The organism is Nitrospira sp. CMX1, from assembly GCF_054902215.1.
This window is the reverse complement of the sequence record NZ_JBUBKD010000078.1, coordinates 75,335-95,568: the sequence shown is the minus strand read 5'-3', so window position 1 is coordinate 95,568 and position 20,234 is coordinate 75,335. Positions and strand designations below refer to the sequence as shown.

At 54.7% G+C, this 20,234-nt stretch carries 21 protein-coding genes; 9 read left to right on the top strand and 12 right to left on the bottom strand.

Features of this window, described 5'->3' with window-relative positions:
* Positions 1-10 precede the first annotated feature (10 nt).
* The 8 genes from ACYX34_RS19865 to ACYX34_RS19830 form a co-directional block, all read right to left on the bottom strand.
* The gene (locus tag ACYX34_RS19865; RefSeq protein ID WP_462078316.1) at positions 11-592 is read right to left on the bottom strand and encodes a hypothetical protein; all 582 of its coding nucleotides are present in this window, start codon (positions 590-592) and stop codon (positions 11-13) included.
* Between the two features lie 35 nt (positions 593-627).
* Positions 628-1,284, bottom strand: coding sequence for a molybdopterin-dependent oxidoreductase (locus ACYX34_RS19860; RefSeq protein WP_462078315.1), 657 nt, complete (start codon positions 1,282-1,284; stop codon positions 628-630).
* Positions 1,281-1,874 carry a hypothetical protein gene (locus tag ACYX34_RS19855; RefSeq protein WP_462078314.1) on the bottom strand — a complete coding sequence of 198 codons (594 nt, stop codon included), beginning with the start codon at positions 1,872-1,874 and terminating at the stop codon, positions 1,281-1,283. Before ACYX34_RS19855 ends, ACYX34_RS19860 begins: the two co-directional genes overlap by 4 nt.
* A gap of 34 nt (positions 1,875-1,908) precedes the next feature.
* Entirely contained in the window at positions 1,909-3,000 is a 1,092-nt protein-coding gene (gene modC / locus ACYX34_RS19850; RefSeq protein WP_462078313.1) for a molybdenum ABC transporter ATP-binding protein, read from the bottom strand.
* Positions 2,997-3,671 carry a molybdate ABC transporter permease subunit gene (gene modB / locus ACYX34_RS19845; RefSeq protein WP_462078312.1) on the bottom strand — a complete coding sequence of 225 codons (675 nt, stop codon included), beginning with the start codon at positions 3,669-3,671 and terminating at the stop codon, positions 2,997-2,999. The genes modC and modB overlap by 4 nt, the downstream gene beginning before the upstream one ends.
* 9 nt (positions 3,672-3,680) lie before the next feature.
* A complete protein-coding gene (gene modA, locus ACYX34_RS19840) occupies positions 3,681-4,436 on the bottom strand; it encodes a molybdate ABC transporter substrate-binding protein (protein WP_462078311.1) in 756 nt (251 codons plus the stop codon).
* Between the two features lie 12 nt (positions 4,437-4,448).
* On the bottom strand, positions 4,449-5,993 hold the full coding sequence (locus ACYX34_RS19835; protein WP_462078310.1) for an alginate export family protein: 1,545 nt from the start codon (positions 5,991-5,993) through the stop codon (positions 4,449-4,451).
* A 70-nt stretch (positions 5,994-6,063) separates the two neighbouring features.
* Positions 6,064-7,245 carry a substrate-binding domain-containing protein gene (locus ACYX34_RS19830; protein WP_462078309.1) on the bottom strand — a complete coding sequence of 394 codons (1,182 nt, stop codon included), beginning with the start codon at positions 7,243-7,245 and terminating at the stop codon, positions 6,064-6,066.
* Positions 7,246-7,473: 228 nt separating this feature from the next.
* On the opposite strand from ACYX34_RS19830, the gene ACYX34_RS19825 reads away from it, so the two are divergent.
* From ACYX34_RS19825 to ACYX34_RS19790, 8 genes are all read left to right on the top strand, one after another.
* On the top strand, positions 7,474-7,650 hold the full coding sequence (locus ACYX34_RS19825) for a YezD family protein (protein WP_462078308.1): 177 nt from the start codon (positions 7,474-7,476) through the stop codon (positions 7,648-7,650).
* A gap of 165 nt (positions 7,651-7,815) precedes the next feature.
* Complete coding sequence (locus tag ACYX34_RS19820; RefSeq protein WP_462078307.1) at positions 7,816-9,390, top strand: OprO/OprP family phosphate-selective porin; 1,575 nt, start codon at positions 7,816-7,818, stop codon at positions 9,388-9,390.
* Positions 9,391-9,435: 45 nt separating this feature from the next.
* Complete coding sequence (locus tag ACYX34_RS19815) at positions 9,436-10,449, top strand: sulfate ABC transporter substrate-binding protein (RefSeq protein WP_462078306.1); 1,014 nt, start codon at positions 9,436-9,438, stop codon at positions 10,447-10,449.
* Positions 10,450-10,482: 33 nt separating this feature from the next.
* Positions 10,483-10,800: a DUF2325 domain-containing protein gene (locus tag ACYX34_RS19810; RefSeq protein ID WP_462078305.1), complete on the top strand. Its 318-nt coding sequence runs from the start codon at positions 10,483-10,485 to the stop codon at positions 10,798-10,800.
* Positions 10,793-11,584 carry an aspartate/glutamate racemase family protein gene (locus ACYX34_RS19805; protein ID WP_462078304.1) on the top strand — a complete coding sequence of 264 codons (792 nt, stop codon included), beginning with the start codon at positions 10,793-10,795 and terminating at the stop codon, positions 11,582-11,584. The genes ACYX34_RS19810 and ACYX34_RS19805 overlap by 8 nt, the downstream gene beginning before the upstream one ends.
* Positions 11,585-11,655: 71 nt before the next feature.
* Entirely contained in the window at positions 11,656-12,510 is an 855-nt protein-coding gene (gene cysT, locus ACYX34_RS19800; RefSeq protein ID WP_462078303.1) for a sulfate ABC transporter permease subunit CysT, read from the top strand.
* A gap of 14 nt (positions 12,511-12,524) precedes the next feature.
* A complete protein-coding gene (gene cysW, locus ACYX34_RS19795; RefSeq protein ID WP_462078302.1) occupies positions 12,525-13,409 on the top strand; it encodes a sulfate ABC transporter permease subunit CysW in 885 nt (294 codons plus the stop codon).
* Between the two features lie 34 nt (positions 13,410-13,443).
* Entirely contained in the window at positions 13,444-14,511 is a 1,068-nt protein-coding gene (locus tag ACYX34_RS19790; protein ID WP_462078301.1) for a sulfate/molybdate ABC transporter ATP-binding protein, read from the top strand.
* 122 nt (positions 14,512-14,633) lie between these two features.
* Here the strand turns inward: ACYX34_RS19790 and ACYX34_RS19785 are convergent, their stop codons facing one another.
* The 3 genes from ACYX34_RS19785 to galE form a co-directional block, all read right to left on the bottom strand.
* On the bottom strand, positions 14,634-15,176 hold the full coding sequence (locus ACYX34_RS19785) for a metal-dependent hydrolase (RefSeq protein ID WP_462078300.1): 543 nt from the start codon (positions 15,174-15,176) through the stop codon (positions 14,634-14,636).
* Positions 15,177-15,197: 21 nt separating this feature from the next.
* Complete coding sequence (gene trmL / locus ACYX34_RS19780) at positions 15,198-15,662, bottom strand: tRNA (uridine(34)/cytosine(34)/5-carboxymethylaminomethyluridine(34)-2'-O)-methyltransferase TrmL (RefSeq protein ID WP_462078299.1); 465 nt, start codon at positions 15,660-15,662, stop codon at positions 15,198-15,200.
* A gap of 73 nt (positions 15,663-15,735) precedes the next feature.
* Complete coding sequence (gene galE / locus ACYX34_RS19775) at positions 15,736-16,761, bottom strand: UDP-glucose 4-epimerase GalE (RefSeq protein WP_462078298.1); 1,026 nt, start codon at positions 16,759-16,761, stop codon at positions 15,736-15,738.
* Positions 16,762-16,961: 200 nt separating this feature from the next.
* On the opposite strand from galE, the gene ACYX34_RS19770 reads away from it, so the two are divergent.
* A complete protein-coding gene (locus tag ACYX34_RS19770; protein ID WP_462078297.1) occupies positions 16,962-18,701 on the top strand; it encodes a tetratricopeptide repeat protein in 1,740 nt (579 codons plus the stop codon).
* Between the two features lie 475 nt (positions 18,702-19,176).
* On the opposite strand, the gene bioB is transcribed toward ACYX34_RS19770, so the two are convergent.
* Positions 19,177-20,199: a biotin synthase BioB gene (bioB, locus tag ACYX34_RS19765; protein WP_462078296.1), complete on the bottom strand. Its 1,023-nt coding sequence runs from the start codon at positions 20,197-20,199 to the stop codon at positions 19,177-19,179.
* Positions 20,200-20,234: the final 35 nt, after the last annotated feature.

The following is a 20,234-nucleotide window of genomic DNA, read 5'->3' as shown; positions in this document are numbered from 1 at the left end:
CGCTTGATGGTTATTGTTGTAGTTGGTCGAATCCTATTAAGAATCCCTCCGGCCCGTAGACTTCCAAACGATCGACTTTCCGATGGTTGCGCATCACGCCCGGCTTCAATTGGAACCGCACAATCTTGTCACGTGTTTCGGCATCAAGCGTCGCGAATGCGGTATGAGCCGTCGCCTCCAGTTCCTGTTGCAAGGCGGCGACATCGCTCGTTACAAAGTTCACTTGCACCCAACCGGTTGGATGGGGTGTGCGGAGATCTTGGCGGATGACGATGAGTACGTCGCGATAGCAATAGGCTCGAATGCGATCCGTTTGAGGATGGTCCAGTGACTGCACGAGAGAGGCATGGAGCACGGACTCGAACAACCGTACATGAAGCTGAATGTCCGCTGTTTCAATTTGAATGTTCTCGAATAGACTGCCGTCCGATACTCGACAGTACGCGTTGGTTGGGTGTCCCATCTCTGTATGCGGTTCGCGCGGTACCGTATCCTGCGCCGGTGCCGGAGGCACCGGCGGCAGGTACGATAGGATACCGAAACCGATGGAGAGCCAAAGTGCAATCCGTGGTGTCGTCATATGATTAGCCATGTGCTTTGGATGTCCATTAAGGACCATTCGTCATCTCAGTTGGGTGCCTGCAGCGGCAACGGTGGATCGATTACCTGAATGCGAATAATATTCGAGACGTTGCGCGCTCCGGACCTGTCACCGGGATTGATGATCCGAGCAAATCCATCGGATGATAACAGCACGCCATCCTTCGCATAGGCAACGATGACTTGGTGTTGCCCGCCGATGGCTGGAACCAGTTCGCCCATGGAAAAGGCCTGCTGATAACAATCGCTCCCGGTCACGAGGATGATCTTACGATTCAGGTCGTTTTTCATTCCGGAATTCAGCGTGATTTGGGCTTGCTGAAGCAGATCGTACAGCAAGACACCCGTCCATTCACCGGTCTCGAAGCCGGTGGGGCTCCCTCCTGATCGATAAAACGCCCAGACGGTGGTCTGAGTCAATTGGCCCCGAAGGGTATCGAGGGTGAAGCTTCTCGGATTCTTCACTTTTCCGCCCAGACGGAATTGAGCGGACGGTCCGCCGGGGCAGTTGAGAAAATGCTTGCGCGATTCCTCTGGTGACATGTTCGTCGGCGCCGGTTGGCTGTTTTGCGCCGCCTCCAGCCCTTCAATTTCCTGAGCTTGGAGCACGGGCGTGGCAAACAGACTCGAACATCCCAAGAAGCTCACCAGCGCAATGAACATCAGTCGCATGGATACCTTCATAGAAACTCCTTTGTTGTGAAGAGTGAAGAAACGTTGCCCATGAGGGCTCCTCCGCCGTTGATAGACCTGCCGGGATTGTCTCGGGTTATCGGTTTCAATGGAACTGGCTCCCAGTCCGGGACAAGTTCGACCGCCCCGGGATTGACGACGATATTGACCGGGTCCCATGCGCGAAGTGGCTGAGCCGCTCCTAATACGTGCATCGTGCTCATCAAGGATAAACCTTCGCCATGGACTTTCGCGGTCAAAGTCAGACTCGCATGATGCGAGGCAACAAGCACGATTCGACCGTACCAACGGTTCCACCGTTGTCTGCTTCGACGGAATAAGCTGGCTTGCAAGCGAACGGCCTCGGCGGGAATAACGGCGATGACCGGCTGTCCCATGACGAAACGGCGTTCGTCCTCAAGAGAGAGTTGTATGCGGAGGTCGAGCCGTCGCCCTATGCGGATATGGACTGTGGTGCGAACCGGTCCGATCTGTTGACAGTGAACGACCCCTTTAATTACGGTGACGATGGGATCAGGGGTGCAGACGCTGTTGCCGGGGTGGTTCAGTGCACCGCAGGCATAGACGTGCTCGTCGCTCATCGTCGAACCTCCCTCCAGAAGATGGTTCACGCCGCTATTCCACCAATTCTTCGTTCAACGCGACTGCTTTGACATGGGCAAACACGCGCTGACCTGGTTTCAATCCTAAAGACATCAGCGATTTTCTCGTGATGCTGGCGACCAGCGGTGCGCCGATGTGTAACAGCACGTCGACCGAGGACTGGTTCGTTTCCTGTATCTCCACAATCGTGGTTTCCAGAATGTTCAGTACGCTGGTTGGCACAACGGTTTTCCCTAAGACTAGACTGACATCGTTGGAAAGAATATGGACACGCACAAGGTTTCCGACGGCGACAGACTGAAGCGGCACAAAGAGGGAGTGGCCATTGAATTCCAATTGGGTCAGACCGTATTCCGCGTCATGCGCAGCGACACGAGCATCCAAGATGGCGCCGATTCGATGGCCCACAAACTGTCCACGGAGCTTCATGGACGTGATCATCTCATTGAGCGTACCTGCCGCTGTCACCGTCCCGTCTTTCAAAAAGACGACTCGGTCGGCCAGTTGCAGAATTTCGGCGATCGCGTGACTCACGTACAGCACGGGGATGTGCAGTTGTTCGTGGAGCTGACGGATATAAGGAAGCACTTCTTGCTTTCGCTGAAGATCAAGCGAGGCGAGCGGTTCATCCAACAGGAGCAATTTGGGACTGGTCAGCAGTGCGCGCCCGATCGCCACCCGCTGTTGCTCACCGCCGGAGAGCTTGTGAATGCGGCGATCTAGGAGATGGCCGATTCCCAGGATCTCAATCACCTGTTCCGGAGCAACTCGACGTGCGTCGAGAGGGATCCGTTTGTAGCCGTACAGAAGATTCGAGCGCACGTCATAATGAGGAAACAGGCGCGGCTCTTGGAAGACATACCCGATCGGGCGTTCGTAGAGCGGTAGACAGCGCCCGCGGCTCTCATCCTGCCACACCTCCTCGCCGAATTGCATGAAGCCCTGCGGTGCCCGTTCAAGTCCGGCCAGACATCTCAACAGCGTGGTCTTGCCTGATCCAGAGGGGCCGAAGATGGCGGTAATGCCTGATATCGGTACATCGAGATCCACGTTGAGACGGAACGTCGACAATTGTAGATCGAATCGTGCTCGTAAGTGACTCATGAGACGTGGATGGGAAATCGGCGGTTCACGACGTACACCGCCAGCAAGACGAGAAAGGAAAAGATCAACATGAAGGCAGAGATGGCATGCGCCTGAGCGTATTCCATCACTTCGACATGCTCAAAGATCGTCGTCGAGAGGACGCGCGTTTGCCCCGGGATCGATCCTCCCACCATGAGGACGACCCCAAATTCTCCCATCGTATGTGCAAAGCCGAGCACGATGGCGCTGATATAGCCGCGCAGAGCGATCGGAGAGACGACGGTCAGGAAGGCATCGAATTTTGAGGCGCGGAGTGACCACGCTGCTTCGAGGGGAGCCTTGCCAATGGCTTCAAAGACACCTTGCAGCGGCTGGATCACGAATGGCATGGAATAGAAGACCGACGCGATCACCAACCCGGTGAAGGTGAAGGCAAGTGAAAGGTTTGCCAGTTGGCCGAGCGGTCCATGGGGACCCAGCGCGACGAGAATGTAGAATCCCAGGACGGTGGGAGGAAGGACAATGGGGAGCGCAACCAGGGCCTCAATGATCGGTCTGATGCCTGAGCGGGTATGGGCCAGCCACCAGGCGAGTGGCGTGCCCACAATCAGCAGGACGATCACCGTCACCGTCGCCAGTCGCACGCTGACCCACAGCGCGCTCAGATCGAGGTTCGTTAAAATGTCCATGTGTAGGCTCTATTTCAACTCATATCCATAGCGTTCGATAATCTTCTTGGCTTGCGGGCCGCCAATGAATTCCATCAGCGCTTTTGCCGCCTGGTTGTCTTTTGCTTTTGCCAGCAAAATCACGTCCTGATTAATCGGTTCGTGCAGATTAGCGGGGACATCCCAGCGACTGCCTTTCCCTTTGATCTTCGGGTCCAGCACCTGTGACAAGGCGACAAACCCCAATTGAGCATTCCCGGATTCAATGAACCCCATGGTTTGGCCGAGACTCTCCCCCATGACGAGTTGGGGCTGAAGGCTGTCCCACAGTGTCAGCTTTTGCATGGCCTGCATGGCTGCCACACCGTACGGTGCGGTCTTGGGATTGGCCATGGCTAGCCGCTTGTATTGTTTCGATCGTAGTGTCTCCTCCCCCTTGATCAGGTTCTCGTTCGGACTCCACAGCACCAGACGACCGATAGCATACGTGAAGCGGGAATCCTTGACACCTAGGCCTTCGTTTTCCAAGAGCTTGGGGCGTTCCATATCGGCAGAGAAGAACACATCGAACGGCGCGCCGTTCTTGATTTGTGAATAGAAATTACCGGAGGACCCTCCCGCGACCTGCAGTTGATGGCCGGTCGATTGTTCAAACTCCAGCGCGATCTCGCGGAACGGTGGAATGAAATTGGCTGCAACCGCGACCAACACCTGTTCGGCAAAGGCCGACGTCGCCGCCGTACTCACGATCACACATAGGCACCAGGCCAGTAGTCTCTGTTTCATACCCAATCCTTTCTAGATCCTGACTCGCACGGAGGCATAGAAATAATCGCTGTCCTTGTTCCCGCCGGACGGCATTTGGCTGAGGATGGCGGGGTTGTCGAAATACGAGCCCTTGAACCAATGGACGTACCCGAAATCGAAGTCCAAGTTGGCGTTGACGGCATACTGGGCACGCAGCTCCAGATCATGCCCGAGCGAGCCACCGGCCTTTCCGGTGATATCCCGCAGGCCGGAGCTGCCGAAGAAGTCCTTGTTCTGGGCGAGGTACCAGACGCGATGCTTAAGCTGCAACGTCAGGTTTGGCATCGGCGTGACGATGATGCGCCAGCCAGGCGAAATGAGGTTCGTTCTGAAAAATGGAAGGAAGACACCGGTCGGGCCGTACTCCCATCGCCGGGCGCCGAATAAGGTATCGAACCCTTCGTCCTGACTATCATTTGGCTTGTGATCTCCGCTCGCATAGTCGAAGTGAAAGAGTAGTCTGGGGGTCCAGGGCAAATCGAACATATAGCCGATATCCAGATGCTGAAAATGGGCAAAGTGGTCGGTTATCCCTCTCGTCCCGAACTGCCAGGTGGTCTCGATTTCATAATCCATTTCTCCCGGCTTGGGGTCCTTGTACAAACGGCCTCCGAACGTGGAATAGGTCCGACGGTTGGCGACATTCCTCAACCTGACATCGTTCAACCCGAAGTAGTAGGCATCTGTCTGAAACCAGGGGAAATGCTTGCTTTCAAAGTAGGTTCCCCAAAAAAGTGACTTGTCGTTTTGACGGTCGAGGGTCACAAAATCTCGGATGACCGGTTCAACAAAGAATCCCCGGAAGCGCCAGGTCTGACCTTGGCCGATTTGCCAGTGGAATCCATCAAAAGAGTTGGAGGTGTTCCGGAAATCATTGCGTGCAACCAGTCGCCGTCGTCCGAAGTCCATCGTCATACGGCCGAAATGGAAATCGGTTCGTAATCCGGTTCCCATGAGATTGTTCACAGTCAATGAACCGAGTAATTGCAAAATGTCGAATTCATTGACGGTGGTAGTATCGCGGAAATCTCCGCGGTCTCCATTTAACAAGGAACGGGAATCCTGCCCTTCGAACAGGAATCGTAGTGGCCCGTCCCCACCCAAACCGAAACGAATGCGTGACCGCATTGCAATTTGGTCGTCCGTTCGTCCATTGCCGATCACTTGATTCGTCCGCCAAGGGTGGTCCACCGACTCAAAACGGGTTCGTTGTTCGAGGCCGAGATCGATCCAGTCCGGCAAGTGGAGGCCGGTTTTGAGGTAGCGATTCCAGTCGAGTTCTCTCCGCTGGTTGAGTACGGCATCGGCCGGCTCGATCCAATTTTTGCCGGTTCGCTCTGAAACTTGAATATAGCGCTCATTGGAGATCCACCCAATATCACGCATGAGCTTGAATACGGGATCTTCCGTATTCTTGAACTCCCATTTCCCATCCTTTTGAACCAGTTCGCCATATTCGACGGCGTGGACTGGGCTGGTTGCTGCAACGGTGAGGAGGGTGAATGCGAACGCCCAGTACAACATGCTCTTCAACATCGAAACTCCTTTCCTGCTTCTGATCGTAACTCGCAATAAGGGTAACCTGCCATTTGGGTACGCAAACGGACTAGGTGGCGCGTACGGTGTGGACTTTTCCCGTTTCACTCGTGTCATATCCGCCAAGAGCGGCAATCTCATTGCGGAATGGGCGGCTGACCAGCGTCTCAAAGAGGTGCGGCAAGGTTGGATGGGACTTGAGGTATGATTTCGGCACTACCAGGTCATAGCGGGCTGCCTGGAGCGGCACAAAGTCCAAATCAAAGTGTTGGGCAGCAGATCGTATTCCAATTCCGACGTCTGCGTGTCGTTCGGCAATAGTTCTCGCAACCTCAAAGTGCGACGATACGATCCGGTCGTACCCTTGCACATGCATCGGGACAACTCCGGAGGATTGCAGCCGCTGGTCCAGCAACAATCTCGCCCCAGAGCCCTCTTCCCGATTCACCACTGTCACCATGGACTCTGCAAGGTCTGCAGCCGTACGAATAGACTTTGGATTGCCCCGTCGAACGAGGAACCCTTCCTCCCAGGTGGCGAACGTTACGACATCGTAGCTGGACTCTTTCACCGTTCGTTTAAGAAACGGCAGATTGGACTCACCTGTGATTGGATCAAAGAGATGGAGTCCTGCGACATGCACCTCGCCGCGCTGCAGGGCTTGGAGTGCCGCCATGCTTCCCATCTGCCAACCTACGACGCTTGTTCGGTCTCTGTGGTGCCGTAAATGTTCGCCGACCAAGAAAATCGCCGGGTCACAACCGGCCACGGATATTTCTTGTGCGATCGCGTCTCGATCGCGTGAAAGTGTGACCAGGACCGCATTACCGGACAGCGTTCTGTCTGCTGCGGTGACATAGCCGTCGGCTGGAACGGCGAAGGACAGTTGATCGCCCAGATCGGTGACAGGCCGTACGACCGTTCGCTTTCCAACGGTAGAGACTTTCACGCGGATCGGTTGAGTACTTGTCTCGGCATATGGGAGATGGCCAATCAGAGTCCCCTCAATGCGGTCCTCAGTGGGAGCAAGGCTGAACAGATCCTCGACATGGCACTCCAAGACCGACGCCAGCTTCAGGGCAACGGCCGTCGTGGGGAGGTAGAGGTTTGATTCAATAGCCGAGACGGCTTGTCGGGTAACGCCCGCTCGCGTAGCAAGTTCGCCCTGAGAAAGCCCCAACTTCATGCGAACAGATCGGAGGCGGTTCGTGAACTGAACTGTGTCTTGAGCGCGTTGATCTTGGGTGCGCATGCTTCAGTGTGTAGCAATATAGCTTTGCATATGTCAACTATACTTTCTCAAATTGTTTATATTTTAATTGGATTTTTAGAATCAGTTAGAATTTATATTTGATAAATATTCACAAATGTAGTTTGTTGACAATGTTTATTAACTTGTATTATAAACAGTAAAAGTTAATCTTGATCGGAAATATAGTGATTTGGCGGATCGATTCGAGAGTTTGTTCAAGAGAGGATAATGACTGTGTCTCAGATTGACCAGGAGGCGAGAAGACCGTATGCGGATCAGGAAGTTGAGCAGGCAATTCGATTCGCATTGAAAGGGATTCGATTTGGGTCTGTTGAAATTACCGTCCACGACTCGAGAGTGGTGCAGATTGAACGGAAAGAGAAAATACGAATCGAACGTTCCTAGCTGCTTGGCCTAAGTGTGGTGATTCGACGCTGTCGACAGAATTAGGAGAACACGCGACGCCTCGGCCACCCAGACAGCGGGATGCCGACGTCGCAGCATTCAAGATGGCAATCGGTGAATTGACCGGACCACCGGAGATTCCTCTCATGATAAGGAGATTGTTCAATGAGGAGTTCGTGGTTGTTCGGTGGAGTCATCGTGTTGGCGAGCATGAGCATCGGACCGTGGGAACCGGCTCATGCGCAAGAGGCAGGACCCCAGCAGAAGTCGCTTGAACAGCGATTTGAGGAGTTGGATCAGGAAGTGCGTATTCTCAAGCGAAAACGTGAAGTGGAACAGGAAGCGGCGGAGGCTGCCAAAAAATCGGTTCCGGTCGTGAAGACCGGTAGCTCAGGGCTCTCCGTTGAGTCTGCGGATGGGAACTTTAGCTTTCGGTTTCGCGGTATTGTGCAAGCCGATCACCGGCTCTTTTTCGACGGTGTGAACGATATCCGCAATCGGACAGACCAACGTGCCGGGGATCTCAATTCGGACGGCTTCCATGCTTCCAATAATTCGTGGCTCCTGCGCCGACTGCGTCCGACATTCGAAGCCACCTTCTGGGGGAAATACGACATCCGCATCATGCCTGATTTTGCCAACGGCACCGTATCGTTATTCGACGGATACCTTGATGCCCGCCTTGATCCGGCGTTCAAGATACGGGTTGGGAAATTCAAAAGCTTCGTCGCATTGGAACGTTTACAGGGCGGGAGCGATATCAAGTTGATCGAACGGAGCTACGTCTCCAATACGCTGCTGCCCAATCGTGATTTGGGGATCGCCGTCCACGGTGATGTGTTGAACAACACCTTGAGTTACGCATTCGGGCTGATGAACGGTGTGAGTGATGGTGGAAATATCAATACAGGACCGCAATTCAGCGGACGCAAAGAGTTTACCGGGAGAATTTTCGCCACACCGTTCGTCAATCATGAGACGGTATTGCGCGGCCTTGGCATCGGGGTGGCTGCTACCTATACGAGTGTGAACGGCGAACGAAACCTGAATTTTACGGATACCTCTCCGGCGGACCAGACGCGAAACGGCCTGGTCGGTTATCTGACCGACGGTCAGAATACCTTCTTTCGATATAGCGGGGCGACGGTGTCCGACGGCGCACGGATCCGTGTGTCCCCTCAAGCCTATTATTTTGTCGGTCCGCTGGGAATCATCAGTGAATATGCACGCGTGATTCAAGACGTCAGTTTGACGACCGGTGGCTCACCGGCTGAGGGCGGAGCAGGAACGAATACGGTCTTTACTCCAAACAGCGGGCGCAGGCTGCATCATCAAGCGTGGCATGTGACGGTGGCCTATGTCCTCACCGGAGAAGACAACTCTTTTCAAGGAGTCAAACCCAGGCACAATTTTGAGTTTGGCCGTGGCTGGGGTGCCTGGGAGTTTGTGGGGCGATACAGTGAAATTCATCTCGATTCCGATACATTTAAAAATCCAGCCGGGACGTCCTTCACGGGAGGATATGCCAATCTCGCTGATAGTGCGAAATCGGCACGCTCGTGGACGATCGGGTTGAACTGGTATTTGAACCCAAATGTCAGATTTGCCGTGAACTATTCAGAAACAAAGTTTAGTGGTGGGGCGGGAAACGGTGTCGCTCCCATCAATGCAGCTGGAACCAACGTGCTAGACCGTCCTGATGAGCGTGTGTTCCTCAGTCGGATGCAGTTGGCGTTTTAAGCGTGTTATGACCGTCACATCACATATGAAGGAAGGGCATCTACTATGAAGAGGCCGTGGAAGATATTTATTGCACTAGGCGCGCTGCTCATCGCAGCCCACCCACTAATCGGACAGGCGGAGGAGATTACCCTGTTGAATGTCTCCTATGATCCGACGCGGGAATTGTACCAAGGCTTCAACGCCGCATTTGCGAAGTATTGGCAGAAGGAAAAAGGTCAACCCGTTGTCGTGAAGCAATCGCATGCAGGCTCCAGCAAACAGGCGCGGGCCGTGATCGATGGGCTGGATGCCGACGTGGTAACGCTGGCCCTGGCCTACGACGTGGATGCGATTGCAAAGGCCAAGCTCTTACCGACGGATTGGCAGAAGCGGTTGGCGCACAATAGTTCCCCCTATACCTCAACGATCGTGTTTCTCGTGCGTAAAGGGAACCCGAAGGGCATTCGAGATTGGGACGATCTCGTGAAGCCCGGAGTCGCGCTCATTCCGGCGAATCCCAAAACCTCAGGGGCTGCGCGGTGGGCGTACCTGGCGGCTTGGGGGTATGCGCTGAAAAAGTATGGCAATGATGAGGCGAAGGCGAAGGAGTTCATCGCAAAGTTTTACGGCAATGTGCCGGTCCTCGACTCCGGGGCACGGGGTGCCACCACCACATTTGTGGAACGGGGGATCGGTGACGTGCTGGTGGGGTGGGAGAATGAAGCGTACTTGGCACTCAGGGAATTCGGCGCAGGCAAGTTTGAGATCGTGACCCCAACGATCAGCATTCTGGCTGAACCGACCGTGTCGCTGGTTGATAAGGTGGTGAAGCGACGGGGTACCGAGGCGGTGGCGCAGGCCTATCTTCAATACCTCTATTCAAATGAAGGGCAGGAGCTTGCCGGCAAGCATTTCTACCGTCCTCGTTCGGAGTCGGCCTCGGCAAAGTACGGGAACCAGTTTGCGAAACTGAATCTGTTCACCATCGATGACGTGTTCGGAGGGTGGCAGAAGGCGCAGCAGACTCATTTTTCGGACGGCGGGGTGTTTGATGAAATCTACAAAGTGAACAGGTAGTTCACCGACTGCATGATTTGTAGGAAGGGAGCCATGAACCTACTGATAGTGGGGGGCGATTCAGCAGAAGTTTTCCGGCAACGCGCGACCGGCAGGACGAGTCGTGTGGAACATTGGTCCGGATGGAAGCATCGTGATCTTGTCCGGACCATTCCGAAAGCGACAGAAGCCGTTGTCGTCGTGTTGGATCGCGTCAGTCATGCGCTCGCGAAGCGGGTGCGTGGCGAAGCGTCGCGCCGGGGCCTTCCAGTGTACTTTCTGAAACGGGGCCAACAGCGTGATGCCGGCTCTCAGCTTGGCTCAGCCTGTTTTGATTCACGGCAATACCGAAAGTTGTCGGCGCATGGATAATCGTGTGGAGCGTATCCCGCATATCGGCATTGTTGCTGGAACGGCAGAAGGCGCGGCGCTTTGCTATCGGACTTTGTGTCAGGAGGCGGAGGGCCTGATGGGGCGTCGCTATGCTCACCCCGAAGTGACGCTCCATTCATTTTCACTTCACCGGTATCTCGATGCGATTGATCGGGACGATTGGGCAGGGGTGGCTGCCCTCATGTCTCAATCGGCAGCCAAACTGGTGCAGACGGGAGCGGACGTGATTGTGTGTCCGAACAATACGCTTCACAAAACCCTGAGCCTGGTGGAGTCGACGGTTCCATGGGTTCATATCGCGATACCAGTCGTGAGAGAGGTGGTAGCCCGTGGCTGGCGTCGGGTGGGGATTCTCGGTACTCAGACGGTAATGGAGGGATCGGTCTATGCGGAGCAACTACACCGAGCAAACATTGAAGTCATTGTTCCTGACCTGGATGATCGATCTCAACTTCACCATATTATTCGAAACGAATTGATCGTAAGCGCGTCTACGGTCGAGTCAGCGCTCTTTGTTCAGCGGGTTATTGCGGACATGGGGCTCAAGGGGGCAGAGGCGGTGATCCTTGGATGCACGGAACTGCCGCTGCTGCTGTCCGACTATCAGACAGCTGTTCCATTGCTTGATTCAACGCGCTTGCTCGCGCGGGCTGCCTTGCATTGCATGGTACAGGAAGAGCGGCATTTGAGTGAGGATTGCCTCATTGATCGTGGGACCATCATCAGAGATCAAGAAAGAATGATATGCGCCAACCATCGCTGACCGTTTGATGAAGAAAAGAGTGACGATGAAGTCGGTTTTATCGGATATGTGCGGAAGTCATCCACTGCTTCATGAAGGATATGAATCTCATGAATCTTATCTTGAAACAGCCCAGCGTGCTTCCCGGATTTGGCCTTACACTGGGATTTTCGATTTTCTACCTCAGTGTCATCGTACTGATTCCGCTCAGCGGACTCTTTGTCAAGACGAGTGCCTTGTCGTGGGGCCAGTTTTGGGAGACCATCACAACCGCTCGAGCGATAGCCTCCTACCAACTGACATTCGGTGCTTCGCTGGTGGGAGCGCTTATCAACGGCCTGTTCGGGTCGATTATTGCCTGGGTGCTGGTCCGGTACCGCTTTCCTGGGCGGGCCCTCATTGATGCCCTTGTGGACTTGCCATTTGCCCTGCCGACGGCGGTCGCCGGCATTACGCTGGCCGCCATCTATGCCTCGAATGGTTGGCTCGGACGCTATCTCGATCTCTTCGGCATCAAAGTGGCGTTCACTCCGCTGGGTGTCTTGGTCGCACTGACGTTCATCGGGTTGCCCTTCGTGGTTCGCACCGTACAGCCGGTACTGCAGGATTTGGATAAAGAAGTTGAAGAGGCGGCCACCACGCTTGGAGCCAATCGATGGCAAACGTTTCGAGCGGTCATCGTGCCGGAACTGTGGCCGGCGCTCCTCACGGGAATGGCCATGGCCTTCGCCCGTGCCGTCGGAGAATATGGGTCCGTTATCTTCATCGCAGGCAATATGCCGATGAAATCGGAGATCACTCCGCTCCTGATCATGACCAAATTAGAACAGTATGACTATACCGGGGCCACTGCCCTGGGCGTGGTCATGCTGGTGGTCTCGTTTGTCCTGGCCTTGGCGATCAATCTGCTTCAATGGTGGAGCAGCGCTCGCTACATGAATCAATAGAGAGAGAGGATGAAATGAGTTCCCTCAGCAACACCGCCGACAAGAGCCTGCAGTGGAAAGACTCGATCACGACGGAGAGTTCGTCTGTCCGCCGACTGTTGATCGGCGCAGCAACCTTGCACCTCACACTTTTTCTCCTCATTCCCTTGACGGCGATTTTTGCTGAAGCATTGAAGCATGGACTGGCTGGGTATTTCGACTCTTTCGCAAATGATGATGCGCTGGCCGCTATCCGTTTGACGCTTCTAGTGGCTGGTATCGCCGTACCGCTGAATGCCGTGTTCGGGGTCGCCGCAGCCTGGGCCATCGCAAAGTTCGATTTCGTCGGCAAACAAATTCTGATTTCCCTGATCGATATGCCATTGGCCGTCTCGCCGGTCATCTCGGGCTTAATCTACGTGTTGCTCTTCGGCGCGCAAGGGTGGCTGGGCCCGTGGCTGGCCGAGCATGAGATCAAGATCATTTTTGCATTGCCCGGAATCGTCCTTGCGACGATCTTTGTCACTGTGCCGTTTGTCGCGCGTGAGCTCATCCCACTGATGCAGGCACAGGGGCGAGAGGAAGAGGAAGCGGCGCTCACCCTGGGGGCTCCCGGGTGGCAGATGTTCACCCGTGTCACATTGCCGAACATCAAATGGAGCCTGCTCTATGGGCTCATCCTATGCAATGCGCGCGCGATGGGAGAGTTCGGTGCGGTCTCGGTCGTCTCCGGCCATATTCGTGGATTGACGAATACGATGCCCCTGCATATCGAAATTCTGTACAACGAGTACAACGCGGTTGCGGCGTTCTCGGTCGCATCCCTCTTGACCCTGTTGGCGCTCGTCACCCTGATCGCGAAAACAGTGATTGAACGAAAAACCGTCTCTCACAATCAACGAAAGAGTGGACTGTCATGACAGGTGAGAGGCTATCTACCTGCAGGAGTTCATCATGAGCATTCAAGTCGACCATGTCACGAAGAAGTTCGGAACTTTTACGGTGCTGAACGACGTCAACCTGCATGTGCAGTCGGGGGAATTAATCGCGCTACTGGGTCCTTCCGGTTGCGGCAAAACGACCTTATTGAGAATTCTTGCCGGACTGGAAAGACCTGATCAGGGGCGCATTGTTCTGCACGGCAGGGAGGTGACGGATCATCGGATCACGGAGCGCCAGGTCGGGTTTGTCTTTCAACACTATGCGTTGTTCCGGCACATGACCGTGGCGGACAATGTGGCATTTGGGCTCACGGTGAGGCCCCGAGCTCAACGACCTTCTGCCGCTCGCATACAGGAAAAGGTTCGTGAACTGCTGACACTCGTGCAGTTGCAGGCCATGGCCGATCGGTATCCCAGCCAATTGTCGGGAGGTCAGCGACAGCGTGTCGCCTTGGCCCGCGCGTTGGCCGTGGAACCAAAGCTGTTGCTGTTGGATGAGCCGTTCGGAGCGTTGGATGCCAAGGTTCGGAAGGAACTCCGGCGCTGGTTACGTCGGCTTCATGACGAGCTGCACATTACCGGCATTTTTGTTACCCATGACCAGGAGGAGGCGCTAGAAGTCGCCGATCGTGTGGTGGTGATGCATCAGGGGAATGTCGAACAGATCGGCACGCCCGACGAAGTCTATGAAAAACCAGCCAATCCTTTTGTTTATCGCTTCCTAGGGGATGTCAACATGTTCCATGGACGTATTTTTGAGGAACAAACCGTACCGGAAGGGTCTGAAGGAACATCAGTCGAGTTGACGAGTACGGTTGCGGAGCACGAAGTGACGTTCGTTCGTCCTCATGACTTAGAACTCAACCGATCTCGTACGAATGATGATCAGTTTGAAGCGACTGTGCGGTATGTTCTTACTGCTGGGTCTCGAGTTCGTGTTGAATTGAAGGTTCAAGATTCGGAGGAGACCATCGAAGTCGAGTTAACCAAAGAACGATATCGCGAGCTTGATCTTCGTGAAGGTGAAATTGTGTTCGTGCATCCGCGGCATCGGCAGGTTTTTAAGGTGCCGCAAACATAAACCAGTAGTGCCCCATGGTTGGAGGTGTGTGGATAGCGTACTTTCTGGCTCTACCGAACGGTTTGCCGTCACAGCCCGACCTTCATTTGTTGTTCAATTTGGCAGATCCTGTGATTGTTCCTTCAAGACCGGTCGATCCTTAGACGCTGAATCCCTTGAAAAATGAGGAACACCGAGATGGTCGGGAGCCAAATCCATATGACCTCACTGGCGAGGATCTGAACAGCGCTTCCATTGAAGAAGTTTTCGATACCGATTGGTGATACGGCGACCGGTCGCACCGGGAAGAAATATCGGCTCGTGTCGAACGGAGAAAAGAACGCCACGCCGAGTCCTCCATTCGTCAGCGCGTCGAGAACACCATGTGATGCTGTGCAGAGAAAGAGATACACAAAGATTCTCAGCTGTGCTGCCCTTGCTCGGTTTCTATAGAACCCTGCCACGAGAGCTGCACTGAGCAGTCCGGCAAAGAAGAACGAATGGGTCATGCCTCGGTGGCCCCAGAGGTCACCGTACTGAATCCCGAAGGCAAAGCCGATCACATCGAGATCCGGTACCATGGAACAGACGGCACCGGTCAGGAGAACAGGCCATGTAATGGCACGATGCGATGTGATCTTGCCGAGTGTGAGCGCCACGAACGCGTGAGAGAAGGCTGAAGCCATCTTGTGCTCAAAGACTGAACGTCATTGGCCGTTCTCAAAGCCTATCTGCCGCCAGGCCTCGTAGACAACAACCGCGACCGCGTTCGAGAGGTTGAGGCTGCGACTCTCTGGGCGCATGGGGAGACGTATGCGACGCTCCTGCTCAAATGACTCCAGTAGATCCATCGGCAGTCCACGAGTTTCCGGGCCGAACAGAAACGCATCGTCTGATGCATAGATGATGCGATCGTACCGCTGAGTATTCCTCGTCGAGACGGCAAACACGCGACGATTATTGAACTGCTCAGCACACTCGCCCCAATTTTCATAGACGCTGAGGGTCGCGAACTCGTGGTAGTCCAACCCGGCCCGCAGCAACTGTTTGTCTTCGAGGGAAAACCCCAAAGGCTTTACGAGGTGCAGCCTTGCTCCGGTATTAGCGCAGAGGCGGATGATATTGCCGGTGTTCGGCGGAATTTCAGGTTGATAGAGGATGATATCGAACATCGAGAAAGCAGTGTAGCACGGTGCCCGGGCTCGGCACGGCGACTGTACGGGATGCGAGGCACAGCGGCACGGTCTAACGGGGAGGATTGTATCCGTGCGGATTCAGGCTCTGCCACTTCCATGTATCGGCGCACATGTCAGCGAGGCTCCGTTTCGCTTGCCAGCCAAGCAGGGCAATCGCCTTGCTGGGGTCGGCGTAACAGGCTGCAACGTCCCCGGGTCGCCGAGGCGCGATCTTGTACATCACCGGCTTGCCGCAGGTTTGCTCGAATGCCCGGACAATCTCCAGTACGCTGTACCCGGTTCCGGTTCCGAGATTGACCGTGAGGCATTCCGTCTGGTGCTTCGCGCGCTCAAGCGTCTCCAGTGCCTTGAGGTGGCCGATAGCGAGATCCACGACGTGGATGTAGTCGCGCACGCCGGTCCCGTCCGATGTGGGGTAGTCATTCCCGAACACGTTCAGGTGCGGGCGGCGACCGACCGCCACTTGCGCCACAAAAGGCATCAAGTTGTTTGGCGTACCCTGTGGATCTTCACCGATCAATCCGCTGGCATGCGCACCGACTGGATTGAAGTACCGGAGAATCCCGATGCGCCACGACGCATCGCTGTGCTGTACATCACGCAGGATGTGCTCCACCGTCAGTTTCGTTTGCCCGTAGGGATTGGTTGTCGAGAGAGGATGATCTTCCGTCAGCGGCAGCCGCTGGGGGGCACCGTAGACCGTGGCGGAGGAACTGAACACCAGTGTCTTGACTCCGCAGAGGCCCATGGTTTCCAACAGGCGTAGAGACCCGACGACATTATTGTCGTAGTAGGATAACGGCTGCTGAACCGACTCGCCGACGGCCTTGAGACCGGCAAAATGAATCACCGCTTGTGCGCCGCTATCGCGCAGCGCCGTCACCAGCGCCGCCCGGTCGCGGATGTCCCCATGGATGAAGCGGAGCTGTTTCCCTGCGATTCGTTGTATCCGCTCGAGTGATTCGGGGTGGCTGTTAGAGAAATTATCAAAGACGGTCAAGTCGTATCCCGCCCGGAGCAGCTCGACACAGGTATGAGACCCAATATATCCGGCACCGCCCGTCACGAAGATCACATTTTTTCTCCCGTGGAATTGTCTTCGAGGATTCGACTCAAGCTAGACTAGCGAGATCATGAAAGGAGGTCAAGGAAGGGAATGAAACAACCGGGCGATCCATGGGAACCGGTATTGCTGAAGCCATGTCGGATATATTTGTTTTGCTTCTTGGTATAGTGGGTTTCAAAGGCGGAGCAGTTTACAGCCTGAAAATGACTGTGGCATTTGCTAGGCAAGGCTTTGTGGGTACACAACATCTCTACGTCGAAATCGTTCGTGTGATAGTAGTGCTGGCGCTTATTGTGGTGGCTGTTCCCTGTGCTCTCGCCGATGCTGAGCAAAGGGTGACGGTTGAACAGGTAGTCGAGCAGGCCAGAGCGGCCTGGGAGAGTGGGGCGGTCACGTCTGCACTCGAACTAGTCGAGCAAGGGATTCAGGACGATCCACAAGCGCTTGTCCTTCATAAATTACGAGGTGATATTCTTTCGACCTTTCGTGAGCTGAAAGAAGCTGTTCAAGCCTATGACCGAGTCCTTGCTGCAGATCCTGCCGTACTCGACGTACGCTGGGCAAAATGGGCTGTGTTGGTTCGATGGGGCCAGGAGGAAGAAGCCATTACGGAGCTGCGTACCATCGCGAAGCTCGATGCAACGAACCCCTTGACCCACTGGCGACTGGCGCAGGAGCTCCGTAAGGTAGACCGCTTGGAGGAATCGCTGGAAGTCTATAAACGGGCGGTTGAACTGAAACCGGAGTTGCTGGGCTGGCGACTCGCCTTGGCTCGTGCCCGTTTTGACCTGTTGGATTATTCAGGGGCAGATGCTGATCTCCAGTATGTACTGGAACATGCTCCGTCTGGCTCTCCTCTGGAGCTTCCCGCCAAGAATCAGCGGGCTCAACTCCATGAGTCGATGGAGCGAGGGCGACGCTTCATACCCACAGTGACGCCTGCGGCCAACGCGACTCAATTGAGGGAATGGGCCGCCATTCGATCGGATGCCTGGAACCTGTTCCAGGCCGGACGTTTTCAAGACGCCGAGCCGCTATACCGAAAGCTTCTGACACTCAACCCCAGTGATCCCGTTGCAGCCCATCAGCTGGGACTGACGTTGATGCAATTGGATCGTTGCGAGGAGGCGATCGCCGTATTCGGCAATATCTCGAATCTCAACCCGAGTGAGGAAGATTTCGCCGACACGACCTATCGGATGGGACAGTGCTACGTGAAATTGGAACGCTGGGACGAAGCGTTCGTCCATTTTCAACTGCTGTATGACGCAGCCGTTGAGTTTGAACAGGCCAATCGAGATGTCCCGTTTCCAGCCGGCACTCGCGTGCTGGCGAAAGACAAAATCGCTCGTTGGCTCGATAAAGTAAAGCCCCATGTTCCTGAGCTGGTGAAGCTGAAGGAGGAAGAGGACAAGAGGGAGAAGGACTCAGGAACCCAGGCAGCTGTACTCTCGGAAGAGGCTCTGTATGCGAAGGCGATTGAGAGGATCAACGCTCAAAAAACGTTAGAGACGGGAGTGGCGATTGCCGGTCGTGATGCTGACTTTAGTTGGTTTCTGTTCGTGATTCCAGCGGTCAAGGTCGTGCGGGATGATTTCCCGACCGGGGCTCACGAGTTCATTCCACTAAGTCCTGGGGATACCTTCCCCACCACTCAATCGGAAATCTATTTAGTGTTTCGGCTGGTCTCAGATTCATTTGACGCCGTACCGCTGACTGCACGTTGTGCACCAGAAACGTCCGACATGACGGAGGATTCAAAGACAGCAGTCCATGATCGTGTCCTGACCACGACAAATGACCGATCCGGCTATTTTCAGCTCAGTCCCCCGAAAAACGGTTGGTTACCAGACACCTACCGCTGCGGTCTTTTTACCGGAGAGCAAACCTCGGCCTATTCCTATGTGGACGAAGTCCGATTTCGGATTGTCGAACCCCACCGACCTTGAAGACTTGCCCGGTTTGCCTTGTAGAGACAACAGATTGATCTAGACCATTAGCGGCTCACATGACTCACTACTATCCTGGTCAAACAAGCTGAGTAAGGAGTTGGTCTCGACTGATTTTAAAATGAGTGGCCACGTCCGTATGGATCGATGAGAGCGTTCCCATACGGAGGGGTGAATGTTGTGGGATTGTGACGTGGTGCTCGCCATGCTGAAGCGTGGTGAGGCGAAGGTGGCTACCGATCCGGAGAGTAATGGAATAACCGAGCTAACGGAGTGCTTGGGCGAGATCGTTTTTCGATAAACCTCAGGGAAGTCTCATGCCGCGATGACTTCTTCGCGGACATGGTGAAGACGGATAATCTTTGGACCATTCTCCTCTTCAAAGTGACGGTGGACTGCATCTCCCAGCCAACAATGATCGAGATGCTTCATGCTCACAGATAATGAGCTACTTGCACCGCAACAAGGAAGTCAATCAGCCAGCCACAGGTTGCTGATAATCCACTTCAATTGTGAACCCGAGATCTTCAATCATACCCCAGACTTCCGGAGCTGGTGCACCAGGTGTCGTCAAATAGCCATTGACAAAGACGGAGTCAGCCGGATAGAGCGCCAACGGCTGGAGACTGCGTAGATTATGTTCTCGACCGCCCGCGATGCGGATTTCGGTCCGAGGATGCAAAAACCGAAAGAGGCAAAGCACCTTGAGGCAGCGTTGAGGAGTGAGGTTGTCGGCCTGTTCGAATGGGGTGCCGGAGACTGGGGTGAGCATGTTCAAGGGAATGGAGTCCGGCTTGACGTCTTGCAGGGCCGTGGCCAGCTCGATCAGATCTTCGTCTGACTCGCCCATACCCACAATGCCGCCGGAGCAGATTTCCAAGCCTGCCGCGCGTGCATTTTTAATGGTTGCGAGGCGGTCTTGAAAGGTATGGGTTGTGCAGATCGAGGCATGAAAGGCTTCGCTGGTGTTCAAATTGTGATTCACGCGGTCAACCCCGGCGGCTTTGAGTCGTTTCGCTTGGGATTCGCTCATCAGACCGAGTGAACAGCAGATTTGAATCGGGACTTCTTGTTTGATGGAACGGACGGCTCCGGCTATTTCGTCAATCTCCCGATCTAATGGGCTCCGTCCGCTGATGACAATGCAGTAGCGCTGGGCCTTGGAGGCAGCGGCTTGACGAGCGCCTTCCATCATCTGTTTCTGTGGAAGCAGGTTATACCGTTCGATAGGGGCTGTGGAGATAGACGATTGCGAGCAGTAGTGACAGTCTTCCTGGCAGGCTCCACTCTTGGCGTTCTGCAGCATCTGGAGGCGGACCGTTCGGCCGAAGTATTTGGAGCGAACCTGAAACGCTGCATCTAACAAGGCAAGCAGGTCGTCGTTGGGGGCATTCAAAACAGAGAGGCATTCTTCTCTGGTCAGAGGTTCGTCGCGCAGCGCCTTTTCGGTCAGAGCTACATACTCGGTCATCTCAGTTGCCTCTTGTGAAAGATTCATGGTGAACGTTCGTCGTGTCAGATACGCCTCAGAAG

Bases quoted from the DNA above. Each gene is read 5' to 3' on its own strand.
- modB (WP_462078312.1), bottom strand. From the start codon at position 3,671: ATGGACATTTTAACGAACCTCGATCTGAGCGCGCTGTGGGTCAGCGTG.
- modA (WP_462078311.1), bottom strand. From the start codon at position 4,436: ATGAAACAGAGACTACTGGCCTGGTGCCTATGTGTGATCGTGAGTACG.
- cysW (WP_462078302.1), top strand. From the start codon at position 12,525: ATGAGTTCCCTCAGCAACACCGCCGACAAGAGCCTGCAGTGGAAAGAC.
- ACYX34_RS19805 (WP_462078304.1), top strand. From the start codon at position 10,793: ATGGATAATCGTGTGGAGCGTATCCCGCATATCGGCATTGTTGCTGGA.
- ACYX34_RS19790 (WP_462078301.1), top strand. From the start codon at position 13,444: ATGAGCATTCAAGTCGACCATGTCACGAAGAAGTTCGGAACTTTTACG.
- trmL (WP_462078299.1), bottom strand. From the start codon at position 15,662: ATGTTCGATATCATCCTCTATCAACCTGAAATTCCGCCGAACACCGGC.
- ACYX34_RS19815 (WP_462078306.1), top strand. From the start codon at position 9,436: ATGAAGAGGCCGTGGAAGATATTTATTGCACTAGGCGCGCTGCTCATC.
- ACYX34_RS19825 (WP_462078308.1), top strand. From the start codon at position 7,474: ATGACTGTGTCTCAGATTGACCAGGAGGCGAGAAGACCGTATGCGGAT.
- ACYX34_RS19830 (WP_462078309.1), bottom strand. From the start codon at position 7,245: ATGCGCACCCAAGATCAACGCGCTCAAGACACAGTTCAGTTCACGAAC.
- bioB (WP_462078296.1), bottom strand. From the start codon at position 20,199: ATGAATCTTTCACAAGAGGCAACTGAGATGACCGAGTATGTAGCTCTG.
- modC (WP_462078313.1), bottom strand. From the start codon at position 3,000: ATGAGTCACTTACGAGCACGATTCGATCTACAATTGTCGACGTTCCGT.
- ACYX34_RS19835 (WP_462078310.1), bottom strand. From the start codon at position 5,993: ATGTTGAAGAGCATGTTGTACTGGGCGTTCGCATTCACCCTCCTCACC.
- ACYX34_RS19785 (WP_462078300.1), bottom strand. From the start codon at position 15,176: ATGGCTTCAGCCTTCTCTCACGCGTTCGTGGCGCTCACACTCGGCAAG.
- ACYX34_RS19810 (WP_462078305.1), top strand. From the start codon at position 10,483: ATGAACCTACTGATAGTGGGGGGCGATTCAGCAGAAGTTTTCCGGCAA.
- ACYX34_RS19860 (WP_462078315.1), bottom strand. From the start codon at position 1,284: ATGAAGGTATCCATGCGACTGATGTTCATTGCGCTGGTGAGCTTCTTG.
- ACYX34_RS19820 (WP_462078307.1), top strand. From the start codon at position 7,816: ATGAGGAGTTCGTGGTTGTTCGGTGGAGTCATCGTGTTGGCGAGCATG.
- ACYX34_RS19855 (WP_462078314.1), bottom strand. From the start codon at position 1,874: ATGAGCGACGAGCACGTCTATGCCTGCGGTGCACTGAACCACCCCGGC.
- ACYX34_RS19865 (WP_462078316.1), bottom strand. From the start codon at position 592: ATGGCTAATCATATGACGACACCACGGATTGCACTTTGGCTCTCCATC.
- cysT (WP_462078303.1), top strand. From the start codon at position 11,656: ATGAAGGATATGAATCTCATGAATCTTATCTTGAAACAGCCCAGCGTG.